We start from the raw sequence: 11,673 nt of genomic DNA, 5'->3' as shown, positions 1-11,673 counted from the left end.
CACCGCTTTGCGCCGCCGCGTCCGGGTCTTACTCGCCGGCGATCGCCAGCACCGCTTCCGCCAGCTGGTCACCGTCGGCGACCGTCTGCCCGGGATTCAGCAGCCACAGCACCCCCAGGCCCTGGACCAGGACGAAGTACATGCGGCCGATGGCCTCGGCCTGGGCCGCGTCGAGTTCCGGGTGCGCCGCACGGACATGGGCGGCCAAGTCCGTGACCGCCGCGCCGAGCTGGTCGCCCAACTGGGCCCTGGCCTCTTCCGAGCGCACGATCCGCACGATGTTCTCCAGGCTGGCCAGCATGGCTTCCTGATTGGCCGCGAACACCGCGGGCATCGCGTTCCACAGTCGCGTGAACCCACTCAGCGGCGAGGTGCCGGCGCCGTCGGCGATGACGTCCTCCATCGCGTCCCCGATCGCGGTGCCGAGCGCCTCGCTCAGCGCCTCGGTGACCAGCCGGTCCTTCGACCCGAAGTGATAGCCGATCGCGGCCAGGCTCACCCCGGCCGCCGCAGCGATGTCGCGCGCGGTCGCCTTGGCCACGCCGCGCTCCATGATGACCTTGCGCGCTCCCGCCAGCAGATCTTCCCGATTACCCATGACCCCGACCCTACCGGAACGTCTTAGACATTTGTACTAGACATCCGTGCCAGCCAGTGTTAGACATATGTCTCAGACATTCGTTCTTCAGACGGGAAGCACCATCATGGCCACCACCAGCCCCCTGCACATCCTGGTCTCCGGCGGCGGGATCGCGGGCAACGCGGTCGCACTCCAGTTGCTGCGCAACGGCATTCGCACCACCGTGGTCGAGCGCGCCGCCACTCCCCGCCCCGGCGGCCAGGCGGTCGACCTGCGCGGCCCGAGCAAGGTCGCCGCCGAGCGCATGGGCCTGCTCGAGGGCATCGCCAAGTACCAGCTCGACGAGCGGGGCATGTCCTACGTCGACGGCGACGGCGAGATCTACGCCAGGATGGCGATGGAGGATTTCGACGGCGCCGGCATCGTCGCCGACATCGAGATCACCCGCGGCGACCTGAACCAGGTGCTCCTGGACGCGGTGGCCGCCGCCGACACCGGCATCCTCGACTACCGCTACGGCGAACGGATCGACACGATCGCCCAGGACGAGACGGGCGTCGACGTCACCTTCGCCTCGGGCGCCAGCGAGCGCTTCGACCTGGTGATCGGCGCCGACGGCGTGCACTCGGCGACCCGCGCGCTCGTCTTCGGGCCGGAGGAGAAATTCAGCACCAACCTCGGCGCCTACGGCGCGTTCTTCACCATGCCGAGCCCGGCCGGCATCGAACCCGGCTGGTTCGGGATGCGCATGATCCCCGGCGCGATGCTGGGCATCCGGCCCGACGCCGACCCGGCGACCAGCAAGGCGATCATGACCATCCGGACCGCGCCCGATCCGGCGCTGCGCCGCGACCCCGAGGCCCAGAAAGCCCTGATCCGTCGCACGTTCGCCGCGGCGGGATGGCGCGCGCCCGAGGTGCTGGCCGCCCTGGAGACCACCCCGGACTTCTACTTCGACGAGGTCGCGCGCGTGGACGTGCCCGAACTGTCGGCAGGCCGGGTCACCCTGATCGGCGACGCGGGCTACTGCGGCTCACCCCTGACCGGCATGGGCACCGCCATGGCCATCGTCGGCGCGTACGTGCTGGCTGCCGAGATCGCCGCCACGCCGGACGATCTGGCCGGCGCGCAACGCCGCTACCAGGACGTGATCACCCCCTTCCTCGACAAGGCGAAGGAGATTCCCGGCGGCAGCCTCGCGCTGATGCTGCCCAACTCGCGCGCCATGGCGGCCCTGGCCAAGCTGAACGTGCGGATCATGATGTCGCGTCCGATGCGGCCGCTGACCAAGAAGATCTACTTCGGCCACACCGACGACTTCAGCCTGCCGAACTACTGAGCCCGCTACAGCGGAATCAGATGGTGCTTGCGCGGCCCCTGCTCGACCCGCTTGTCCCGCAACAGCCGCAGGGCCTTGCGGATCTCGAGCCGGGTCTGCGAGGGCTCGATCACCGCGTCGATGTAGCCGCGTTCGGCGGCGGTCCACGGGGTGGCGACGGCGGCGTTGTAGAAGTCGATCATCTGCGCGCGGACCGCGTCGCGCTCGGCCTCGGGCACCGCGGCCAGCTGCCTGCGCTGGGTGAGCCCGATCGCCGCCTCGGCGCCCATCACCGCGATCCGCGCGGTCGGCCAGGCCAGGTTGATGTCGCCGCCGAGCTGCTTGCAGCCCATCACCGCGTACCCGCCGCCGTAGGCCTTGCGCACCACGACGGTCACGATGGGCACGGTCGCCTCCACCACCGCGTAGAAGAATCGGCCGCCCCGCTTGATGACGCCGATCTTCTCCTCCTCCACACCGGGCAGCACGCCGGGCGTGTCGACGACGAACACCAGCGGCAGCCCGAAGGCGTCGCAGAGCCGGATGAAGTGGGCGGCCTTGTCCGAGCATCTGGCGTCGATGGCCCCGCTGAAGACCAGCGGCTGATTGGCGACGACACCCACCGCGCGGCCGTCGACCCGGGCGAATCCGGTGATCAGATTGCGCGCCGCCGAGGCGCCGACCTCGTGGAACTCACCGTCGTCGAAGATGCGCAGCAGCACGTCGTACATGTCGTAGCCCGCGCGGTCGGAATCGGGGATCAGCGTGTCGAGTTCGCGGTCGGTATCGGTGATCGCGGGTTCGAGTCCGGGATTGACGATCGGTCCCTGCTCGAAGCAGTTCGACGGCATGTAGCTCAGATAGTTCCTGGCCCAGTCGAAGGCGGCCCGCTCGTCCGGCGCGACGTGGTGGATGGTGCCGTTCTGCGCCTGGTTGTACGCGCCACCGAGTTCCTCCAGCGTCACCTCCTCGCCGGTGGTCTCGCGGATGATCTCGGGTCCGGTGACGAACATATACGCGTTCTCGGTCGCGATCAGCACGTCGGTGTTGATCGGCGCGTACACCGCGCCCGCGGCGCATTTGCCCAGCATGATCGACACCTGCGGCACCACCCCGGACAGGCCGAGCTGGCGCCTGCTCATCGCGGCGTACCAGGCCAGCGAGGTCACCGCATCCTGCACGCGGGCGCCGCCGGAGTCGTTGATCGCGACGAACGGGCAGCCGATCTCGGCGGCGAGGTCCATCGCGGTCGCCACCTTGCGGCCGAACATCTCCCCCACCGAACCGCCGAACACCGTCTGATCGTGCGCGATGACCACCACGGGCCGCCCGTCGACGGTGCCGTGCCCGGTGACCACCCCGTCGCCGTAGAGGCTGTCGGGCACCCCCGGCTGGCGCACCAGCGCCCCGATCTCGACGAAACTGCCGGGATCGAGCAGCATGCCGATCCGTTCGCGTGGACTGGGAATCCCCTTCGCTGCTCGTTTGGCGACTCCCACATCCCCCGCGGGCTCCTGCGCGGCTGCCAGGTTCTTTCGCAACTCTGCCAATTTCGCAGCGGTTGTCGCCTTCACGATGCACCTACCCTCGCCAGTGTTGAGCTATCGGTCTGCAGATCTCCAGCGAGCGTAATCGACCCGGCGTCCGGGCCCGCGCCGCGGCGCACCGTCGCCCGGCTACGCTCGAGCCGTGCCGCAGCGGATCATCCTCGACGTCGATACCGGAATCGATGACTCGTTGGCGCTGCTGTATCTGCTGGCCTCGCCGGAGGCCGAGATCCTGGGGATCGCCGCCACCGCGGGCAATGTCGCGACCGCGCAGGTCGCCGCCAACACCCTCGCACTGCTGGATCTGGCGCGGGCGGGCGAGATCGAGGTCGCCGCGGGCGCGGCCGCGCCGCTGGCGATCCCGTTGCGCACCACCGAGGACACGCACGGCCCGCAGGGGCTCGGCTACGCCGAGCTCCCGGTGTCGGCGCGGCCGCTCTCCGACCGATCGGCCGCGCGGATGTGGGTGGAGCTGGCCCGTGGCAACCCGGGGGCGATCGGGCTGTGCACCGGCCCGCTCACCAATCTCGCGCTGGCGCTGCGCCTCGAACCCGAGCTGCCCCGGCTGCTGGGCCGCCTGGTGATCATGGGTGGGGCGTTCCATCACCCCGGCAACACGACCCCGACGAACGAGTGGAACATCCACGTCGACCCGGAAGCCGCCAAGGAGGTGTTCGACGCGTTCTCGGCGGCGCCACCGGACCGCAGGCCGCTGGTCTGCGCGCTCGACATCACCGAGTCGATCGAGATGCGCCCCGCCCACCTGGTGGCGCTGGCCGAGGCCGCGGGCAGCACCCCGGTCGAAGCGCTCACCGGGGACGAGGGCGTCGAATGGCGTTCGGCCGCGAGCGATCCCGTGATCCGGTACCTCGTCGACGCGGTGCGCTTCTACTTCGACTTCCACCGGCTCTACGACCTCGGCTATCTGGCGCACATGCACGATCCGTTCGCCGCCGCGGTCGCGCTCGACCCGACGCTGGTGACGACCCGGCCCGCCACGGTCGACGTCGAACTCACCGGCACCATCACCCGAGCGACCACCGTGGCCGACTGGACGGGCATGTGGGGCCGGGAACCCAACGCCGACATCGTGATCGGCACCGATCCCGCGGTCTTCTTCGACCGCCTCGTCACCCGCGTCGGCGCCCTGGCCCGCCGCCTGTCCACGGAGCCGTCATGACTGTCGATACCGCCGCCTACCTCGCCGATTTCCGGCGCCGCCTCGACCTGCCCGCCCTGGTCGACGTGCACACCCATTTCATGCCCGATCAGGTGATGCGCAAGGTGTGGGCCTACTTCGATCAGGCCGGTCCGCTGACCGGGCGGCCGTGGCCGATCACCTACCGCGACGACGAACAGGTACGGGTGAAGACCCTGCGCGACTTCGGTGTCCGCGCGTTCACGTCGCTGGTGTATCCGCACAAGCCGGCGATGGCGGCGTGGCTCAACGAGTGGACCGCCGAGTTCGCCGCCCGCACCCCGGATTGCCTGCACACCGCGACGTTCTATCCCGAACCGGAGGCGCCGGAGTACGTCCGCTCCGCCCTCGACCACGGCGCGCGCGTGTTCAAGGTGCACATCCAGGTGGGCGCGTTCTCACCGCTCGATCCGCTCCTCGATCCGGTGTGGGCGATGCTGGCCGAAGCCGGTGTGCCCGTGCTCATCCACTGCGGATCCGGGCCAGCCCCCGGCGAATTCACCGGTCCGGCGCCCATCGCCGAACTCCTGCGGCGCTTTCCGGGCCTGTGCCTGATCATCGCCCACATGGGCACCCCCGAGTACACCGAGTTCCTCGACCTCGCCGAGCGGCATCCGCTGCTGCGCCTGGACACCACCATGGTGTGGACCGACTTCAGCGAATCCGGTGCCCCGTTCCCGCCGGGCGAGCGGGAACGCCTGCGCCGCTTCGGCGATCGGATCCTGTTCGGCAGCGACTTCCCCAACATCCCCTACCCGTACGCCGAGGCCGTGCAGGCGCTCGAGCGCCTCGGACTCGGCGACGACTGGCTGCGCAAGGTCTGCCACGACAACGCGGTCGCCCTGTTCGACCTGCGCTGAGCGACGGTCAGCGGGCGGCGACGGTGAATCGGGTTCGCCGATGGGCCGGTCGCTCGGCTTCGTCGAGCAGGGCCACCGCGAAGTCCTCCATCGAGATGGCCGACTCGCCGTCCGCGTCGACGAGGAGTTCGTCGGCGCCGACCCGGTAGCCGCCGGTACGCACCCCGGGCGCCAGCTCGGCGGGCGGGCTCAGGTAGGTCCAGTCCGCCCCGTCATCGGCGCGGCAGGCCGCCAGCTGCTCGGCGCAGGCCCGCGCGATCGCGGCGAGTTCGGCGGGAAAGCCCTCGGATTCCGACAGGGCCACCCCGGCGCCGGGAACCGTCAGCGTCGCCGCCCCGCCGACGACCAGGATCCGCACACCACTGCGCGTCACGCCCTCGAGCAGCGCCGCGGTGACCCGCGGCAACTCGGCCTCGGCGCCGGGGCTCGGCCGGGTGGCCGCGATCACGAGATCCTGCCCGGCACTGAGCTTCTCGACGTCGTCGACGTCGCCGGCGTCACCGATCCGGCCGTGCGCGCCCGGGGGCACGGCGACCGCACGCCGCGAGACCGCCGTCACCTCGTGTCCGCGAGCGAGTGCCTCGTTCACCACCCGGCTCCCGACGGCCCCGCCTGCTCCGAACACCACGATCCGCATGATCAATCCTCCTGTGCGACAACCCGACTCCCTGCGCGTCGAATATATCTCAACATTGATTTACTCAATCATGATATATCTCACCATTGAGATATCACGGGTCGAGCCGCCTGACCGCGTACACGGCCAGCCGCACGCGATTGTCGGTGCCGGTCTTCTCGAGCAGGCTCGCGATGTGACTCTTGACGGTGCTCACGCCGAGATGGAGGCGTTCGGCGATCTCCTGGTTGCCGTACCCGGCACCGACCAGGCGCAGAACGTCGAGCTCCCGCGGGGTCAGCTCCGGAGCGGGCGCCGGGCTCGGCGCGGCATGTGCCGCCAGCGCGCGATCGACCAGGCGGCGCAGCAGTGCCGGGGAGAAGAGCAGGTCGCCCTCGACGGTCCGCCGGATGGCGTCGAGCAGGATCTCGGGATCGGTGTCCTTGACGAAGTACCCCGCGGCCCCCGCCGCGAGGGCGGGGAACAGATGATCGTCGTCGTCGAAGGTGGTCAGCACGAGCACTTTCGCACGCGGGGCCGTGGCCGTGATCCGCCGGGTCGCCGCGACGCCGTCGAGGCCGGGCATGCGCAGGTCCATGACGACGAGGTCGGGGGCGAGTTCGGCGAACTGCCGGACCGCCTCGGCGCCGTCGGCGGCCTCGCCGATCACCGCGAGGTCGGTGGTGTCCTCGATGAGCATCCGCAGTCCCGCCCGGACCAGGCGCTGGTCGTCCACCAGCAGCACCGTGATCATCGCGGGCCCGCTCCGCGCTCGGTGCCGGGCAACCAGGCCCGCACCACCCATCGCCCGCCCTCGGCGCCGATGTCGAGGGTGCCGCCGGCGAGGGCCACCCGTTCTCGCATCCCCACGATGCCGTGCCCCTGGGCCGACGCCGAACCGGTGGCGCCACTGACGATCTCGACGTCGGTGCCGCCGGCCGCGCCACCGCCGATCCGGACCCGCACGGGCACACCTCGTTGCGCGTGTTTCATGACATTGGTCAGCGACTCCTGGACCAGCCGCAGCAGGGTGAGCCTGCTCATCGCGTCGAGTCCGCCGACCGGAACGTCGAGATCGGTCTCGACCGTGAACCCGGCGGCTCCGGCCCGGCTCACCGCCGCGTCGATCTCGGTGCCGAGCGTGTCGGCTTCGACCAGCGAGACCGTCCCGAGCGCCGGGTCACGCAGGGCCGCCAGGAACCGCCGGATGTCGGCGAGGGCGTCGGCGGCGGTGTCGCGCACGTCGTCGAGGACGGCGACCACGCGCGGATCGGCCGCGCGCAGCACCCGGCCCGCCACCGACACACGCAGGATGATCGAGGCCATGTGATGGGCGACCACGTCGTGCAGTTCCCGCGCCATCGCGGCGCGTTCGTCGACGCGGATCCGCGCCTCGGCGTCGGCGGCGCGCAGCCGCAGGTTCTCGGCGAGATCGCGCTGACCGCGCAGGTACAACCCGAGCAGCAGCGGCAGCCCCACATAGGCCGCGGCCTCGACCACGGTGGACGCGCGGCCGATCGAGGTGTCGTGCAGTCCGACCCGGCCGAGCACGATCGCCGCGGCCCAGCAGGCCGTGGCCACCCCGACGACCAGCCGGCGATGTGTGCGCGCCACCACATCGACCAGGGCCACCGCGCCGAGCGCGGGCACGAGTCCCGACACACCCCACGCCGGGGTCCGCAGCATCGGCACGGCGAGGACCGACAACGCGATCGAGACCGCCAGCGGCCACCGCGCACCGGCGAGGAACACGACGCCCGCGGTGAGGGCGAGCGCCCAGTAGTGCGCGGGCACCCGGTACTGCCCCGGATACGTGCTGGCGAGCAGCAACACCGGGATCAGCGCCAGCGGCAGCCACCGCAGCAGCGGCCGCGGGTCGCGGTGGGCGCGCACGTCGATCACGGACCCACGGTAGGCGACGGCGGGCGGCTAGCACGCGATCGGCGCGTCCGCAACAGCCGCGCGGGCGGAATCCGCCGCCCCACTCCGTCCGCGGGGCGGAGTTCACCGTGTCGCGCCCGCCCGAAGCTGGAGGTTCCCCACAGACAAGGAGCACACGTGGTCTCGCGACGAGGATTCCTCACCGGCCTCGCCCTCACCCCGGTCGTCTACGCGGCCGGCTGCGCTGCCGGAACGACGCCGCAGGCGGCCGGCGCCGCTCCCCGCGCCCTGCCGATCCCCCCGCAGGCACCCTCGACCGTCGGCGCCGACGGCGTACGCCGGTTCGCTCTGCGCGCCCAGGCGGGAACCACCGAGATGCTGCCCGGCACCACGACCGCGACCTGGGGCTACAACGGGTCCGTCCTCGGCCCGACGCTGCGTGCCCGGCGCGGGGAGGCTGTCGAAGTCACCGTGGTCAACGATCTCCCCGAGGCGACATCGGTGCACTGGCACGGCATGCACGTCCCGGCGGCCTGCGACGGCGGACCGCACCAGACGATCGCGCCCGGTGCGCGCTGGCAGCCGCGCTGGACGGTGAACCAGCAGGCCGCCACGCTGTGGTACCACCCACATCCGCACGGCGCCACGGAAAAGCATGTACAGCGCGGACTCTCGGGGTTCTTCCTGGTCGACGACGACGCCGGGGACGCGCTCGACCTCCCGAAGAGCTACGGGGTCGACGACATTCCGCTGGTGATCCAGGACCGGCGGTTCTCCGCCGACGGCGGCCTCGACGAATCCGATCCCACCGAGGTGGGTCTGCTCGGCGACACCCTGATCACCAACGGCATCGCCGACGCGCATTTCACAGCCACCACCGAGCGGGTCAGATTCCGCCTGCTCAACGGCTCCTCCGGCCGCCTCTACAACCTGGGTTTCGCCGACGGTCGCCGCTTCCAGCTCATCGCCACCGACGGTGGTCTGCTTCCCGAACCCGTTGTCCTCGACCGGATCCCGCTCAGCCCGGGTGAGCGCGCCGAGATCGTGGTCACGCTGCGACCGGGTGAGCGGACCGTCCTGCGGTCCCGGCCGATCGCGGAGCGTGCCGGGATCGACCGCGCCGCCGAGTTCGGTTTCGACGACACCTTCGACGTCCTGTCGCTGCGCGCCGCCGACACGCTGGACCCGTCCGCGGCGCTGCCCGCCGCACTCGTCCCGATCCGCCCGCTGGCCCCCGCCACCACTGCCCCGTCGCGGACCTTCGAGCTGAAGTGGTTCATGATCAACAACCAGCGGATGGACATGAACCGCGTCGACATGACCATCCCGGTCGACACCACCGAGGTGTGGGCGGTGCGCAACGAGGACAACTGGCCACACAACTTCCACGTCCACGACGTGCAGTTCCAGATCCTGGCCGTCGACGGGAACCCGCCGCCCCCGGCGCTGTCTGGCTGGAAGGACACCGTGTACACCGCGCCCGGGGTCACCTACACCCTGGCCATGCACTTCGCCGACCACACCGATCCGACGTACCCGTACATGTATCACTGCCACCTGCTCCACCACGAGGATCAGGGCATGATGGGCCAGTTCCTGGTCCTCGCGCCGGGCATGACGCCGACACCACGGGCCGTGGACATGGGCGGCATGCACCACGGCTGAGCACGGCGGGCCCGATCACGCACGGCGTCGCGCGGATCGGTCAGGAGCGGCCGGTGAGGTAGCGCACGAGGTTCTCCACCAGTTCCCTGGTGCCCTCCTCGCGCTGGGCGCCGGTGTCGTACCCGTCGAGGTGGGCGCCGAATTCGACGAGGGTGAGCTTGGTGCCGGTGGCGGTCGGCGCGAACTCCCAGGTGGCGACCGAGGTGGAGATGTGGGCGCCGTTCAGCCACATGTCGTAGGTGTAGACGAGGCGTTCGTTGTCGACGATGTCGGTGTAGGTGGCGACGAATCGGGAGGTCATCTCACCCTGGAAGGTGCCCTCGTTGATCTCGACGCCACCGACGCGGAAGTCCATGGAGACCTCGCCCTGTTCCCAACCCTCCTCGCCGCCGAACCACGCGCTCTTGATCGCGGGATCGGCGAACGCCTGGAAGGCGACGGCCGGTGCCACCGGCACCTCGCGCTCGATGGTGAACTGTGCGTGCTTGACGCTGCGGGTCACGGTGTCGGTCATTGTTGTTCTCCCTCTGTGTTCTTCGCTGATTCCACGAGTAGTGCGGTGAGCCGGTCCAGCTGACGTTCGGCCGGGGGCCGCTGGTGCCGCAGCCAGTCGATGGCGGGCCCGAAGGCCCCCGGCGCCAGCTGGTAGGTCCGCACTCGGCCGATCTTGGCCGAGTCGACGATCCGTCCGGCTTCCAAGGCCTTCAGGTGCTGCACGATCGTCGGCAGGGCGACGTCGAACGGCGCCGCGAGATCCGAGACCGAGGCCGGTCCCCTGGCGAGCCGCTCGACGATCGCTCGCCGGGTCGGGTCCGCCAGGGCACGGAAGACGCTGTCGAGTCCACCGTCCGGTTCGGAGTTCGAATACTTAGGCACATGCCTAAGTATTCACGACGTGCCCCCTTCGCGCAACCCGCGGAGGCGGGCAGGTCGATCCCTGCCCGACTCTCGACCGTCACGGCACGAGATCCACCACGCCCTTCCCGCTCCCGATGTCGAGCGGCACCGAGACCTGGTCGTGCGCGATCAACCAGGCCCCGTCGATCCTGCGCACCCCGATCGTGGCCCTGACCCACATGCCCGCGACCGCGGCGCCACCGGCCGTGGTGCCGCTGAGCCGGCCGAAGCCGTGCCCGAACGCCACGTCCTCGCCGACGGCGAACCGCAGGTCGCGCACCTCGTAGTCCACGGTCTCGAAGACCTGGAACACCCGCGCCCAGTTCCCGAGCTTGGCCGCGACGCCCACGTGCTGCAGGGGCGGTTCCACGTCGAAGGACACCACATCGGGCGCGTAGAGCTCGCGCAGCGCCGCGAGCTCTTTGGCGCGCAGTCCTTCGACGATGCGGCTGACGACCTCGCGCGGCCCCGGGTCGGCGGCGTGGTCAGCGGGCGACGGCGACGTGGCCATGGTCGGCTCCTTCGGTGGTTTCGGTGGCCGAGCGCAGCGGCGCCAGCGCCCCGCTCCACGCGATCAGCTGGTCCAGCAGCATCGTCAACGCGGCCGCATGATGCTCGCGCGGGGTGAAGGCGGTGTAGTTCTCGAAGTCGGTGAGCACCGAGATCTCCACCGCGCGGCTCACATCGGCCATGCCGAGCGTGCCGCAGACAGTGCGCAGCTGCGTGACCGCGCGACCGCCGCCGCCCGCGCCGTAGGAGACGAAGCCGATCGCCTTGTCGGCCCATTCCGCGAAGACGTGGTCGATCGCGTTCTTCAGCACGCCGGGCATGCCGCCGTTGTACTCCGGCGTCACGATCACGTACCCGTCGAACGGCGCGATCCGCGCGGCCCAGGCGCGGGTGTGCGCGTGGCGGGACGGCCCGTGCATCGGGGCGACTGGCTCGTCCAGGTGTGGGAGTGGATGATCGTGCAGGTCGATGAGCTCGAACTCGGCGTCGCCGCGTCGCGATGCCGAGTCCAGCACCCACCGCGCGACCTGCGGGCCGTTACGGTGAGGCCGGGTACTGCCGAGGATGATGCCGATTCTGAGTGTCATGACCGTCCGACGAC

Annotated in this window: 13 protein-coding genes; 4 read left to right on the top strand and 9 right to left on the bottom strand. The window is 70.5% G+C overall.

Translation table 11 applies throughout. The annotated features are described in order from the left end of the window. Positions 1–28: 28 nt before the first annotated feature. Positions 29–598, bottom strand: a complete 570-nt coding sequence (locus tag AB0H56_RS21165) for a TetR family transcriptional regulator (RefSeq protein WP_357165790.1) — start codon at positions 596–598, stop codon at positions 29–31. Between the two features lie 106 nt (positions 599–704). Between AB0H56_RS21165 and AB0H56_RS21160 the strand changes: the two genes are divergently transcribed. Further along, positions 705–1,919, top strand: a complete 1,215-nt coding sequence (locus AB0H56_RS21160; protein ID WP_357165787.1) for an FAD-dependent monooxygenase — start codon at positions 705–707, stop codon at positions 1,917–1,919. A 5-nt stretch (positions 1,920–1,924) separates the two neighbouring features. Here the strand turns inward: AB0H56_RS21160 and AB0H56_RS21155 are convergent, their stop codons facing one another. Next, positions 1,925–3,472, bottom strand: a complete 1,548-nt coding sequence (locus AB0H56_RS21155) for an acyl-CoA carboxylase subunit beta (protein ID WP_357165784.1) — start codon at positions 3,470–3,472, stop codon at positions 1,925–1,927. A gap of 115 nt (positions 3,473–3,587) precedes the next feature. Between AB0H56_RS21155 and AB0H56_RS21150 the strand changes: the two genes are divergently transcribed. After that, positions 3,588–4,625, top strand: a complete 1,038-nt coding sequence (locus AB0H56_RS21150; protein ID WP_357165781.1) for a nucleoside hydrolase — start codon at positions 3,588–3,590, stop codon at positions 4,623–4,625. Beyond that, positions 4,622–5,503: an amidohydrolase family protein gene (locus AB0H56_RS21145; protein ID WP_357165778.1), complete on the top strand. Its 882-nt coding sequence runs from the start codon at positions 4,622–4,624 to the stop codon at positions 5,501–5,503. The genes AB0H56_RS21150 and AB0H56_RS21145 overlap by 4 nt, the downstream gene beginning before the upstream one ends. Before the next feature lie 7 nt (positions 5,504–5,510). Here AB0H56_RS21145 and AB0H56_RS21140 read toward each other — a convergent pair whose 3' ends face one another. The 3 genes from AB0H56_RS21140 to AB0H56_RS21130 form a co-directional block, all read right to left on the bottom strand. Further along, positions 5,511–6,140: an NAD(P)H-binding protein gene (locus AB0H56_RS21140; protein WP_357165774.1), complete on the bottom strand. Its 630-nt coding sequence runs from the start codon at positions 6,138–6,140 to the stop codon at positions 5,511–5,513. Between the two features lie 94 nt (positions 6,141–6,234). Next, positions 6,235–6,873 carry a response regulator transcription factor gene (locus AB0H56_RS21135; protein WP_357165771.1) on the bottom strand — a complete coding sequence of 213 codons (639 nt, stop codon included), beginning with the start codon at positions 6,871–6,873 and terminating at the stop codon, positions 6,235–6,237. Further along, a complete protein-coding gene (locus tag AB0H56_RS21130) occupies positions 6,870–8,021 on the bottom strand; it encodes a histidine kinase (protein WP_357165768.1) in 1,152 nt (383 codons plus the stop codon). The genes AB0H56_RS21135 and AB0H56_RS21130 overlap by 4 nt, the downstream gene beginning before the upstream one ends. 156 nt (positions 8,022–8,177) lie before the next feature. On the opposite strand from AB0H56_RS21130, the gene AB0H56_RS21125 reads away from it, so the two are divergent. Beyond that, the gene (locus AB0H56_RS21125; protein WP_357165765.1) at positions 8,178–9,665 is read left to right on the top strand and encodes a multicopper oxidase domain-containing protein; all 1,488 of its coding nucleotides are present in this window, start codon (positions 8,178–8,180) and stop codon (positions 9,663–9,665) included. Between the two features lie 40 nt (positions 9,666–9,705). Here the strand turns inward: AB0H56_RS21125 and AB0H56_RS21120 are convergent, their stop codons facing one another. From AB0H56_RS21120 to AB0H56_RS21105, 4 genes are all read right to left on the bottom strand, one after another. Further along, positions 9,706–10,179 carry an SRPBCC domain-containing protein gene (locus AB0H56_RS21120; RefSeq protein ID WP_357165762.1) on the bottom strand — a complete coding sequence of 158 codons (474 nt, stop codon included), beginning with the start codon at positions 10,177–10,179 and terminating at the stop codon, positions 9,706–9,708. Beyond that, on the bottom strand, positions 10,176–10,541 hold the full coding sequence (locus tag AB0H56_RS21115) for a metalloregulator ArsR/SmtB family transcription factor (RefSeq protein WP_357165759.1): 366 nt from the start codon (positions 10,539–10,541) through the stop codon (positions 10,176–10,178). Before AB0H56_RS21115 ends, AB0H56_RS21120 begins: the two co-directional genes overlap by 4 nt. A gap of 79 nt (positions 10,542–10,620) precedes the next feature. Continuing rightward, the gene (locus AB0H56_RS21110; protein ID WP_357165756.1) at positions 10,621–11,073 is read right to left on the bottom strand and encodes a nuclear transport factor 2 family protein; all 453 of its coding nucleotides are present in this window, start codon (positions 11,071–11,073) and stop codon (positions 10,621–10,623) included. Continuing rightward, complete coding sequence (locus AB0H56_RS21105; protein WP_357165753.1) at positions 11,048–11,659, bottom strand: NAD(P)H-dependent oxidoreductase; 612 nt, start codon at positions 11,657–11,659, stop codon at positions 11,048–11,050. The genes AB0H56_RS21110 and AB0H56_RS21105 overlap by 26 nt, the downstream gene beginning before the upstream one ends. Between the last annotated feature and the right edge of the window lie 14 nt (positions 11,660–11,673).

The sequence above is a fragment of the Nocardia sp. NPDC050717 genome, from assembly GCF_040654275.1.
Classification (GTDB): domain Bacteria; phylum Actinomycetota; class Actinomycetes; order Mycobacteriales; family Mycobacteriaceae; genus Nocardia.
This window is presented reverse-complemented; position numbering and strand designations above follow the sequence as displayed.

What these genes read in the sequence shown, in the direction of transcription:
- AB0H56_RS21140 (WP_357165774.1), bottom strand. Translation starts at nt 6,140, where the DNA reads ATGCGGATCGTGGTGTTCGGAGCAGGCGGGGCCGTCGGGAGCCGGGTG.
- AB0H56_RS21120 (WP_357165762.1), bottom strand. Translation starts at nt 10,179, where the DNA reads ATGACCGACACCGTGACCCGCAGCGTCAAGCACGCACAGTTCACCATC.
- AB0H56_RS21160 (WP_357165787.1), top strand. Translation starts at nt 705, where the DNA reads ATGGCCACCACCAGCCCCCTGCACATCCTGGTCTCCGGCGGCGGGATC.
- AB0H56_RS21110 (WP_357165756.1), bottom strand. Translation starts at nt 11,073, where the DNA reads ATGGCCACGTCGCCGTCGCCCGCTGACCACGCCGCCGACCCGGGGCCG.
- AB0H56_RS21145 (WP_357165778.1), top strand. Translation starts at nt 4,622, where the DNA reads ATGACTGTCGATACCGCCGCCTACCTCGCCGATTTCCGGCGCCGCCTC.
- AB0H56_RS21165 (WP_357165790.1), bottom strand. Translation starts at nt 598, where the DNA reads ATGGGTAATCGGGAAGATCTGCTGGCGGGAGCGCGCAAGGTCATCATG.
- AB0H56_RS21105 (WP_357165753.1), bottom strand. Translation starts at nt 11,659, where the DNA reads ATGACACTCAGAATCGGCATCATCCTCGGCAGTACCCGGCCTCACCGT.
- AB0H56_RS21135 (WP_357165771.1), bottom strand. Translation starts at nt 6,873, where the DNA reads ATGATCACGGTGCTGCTGGTGGACGACCAGCGCCTGGTCCGGGCGGGA.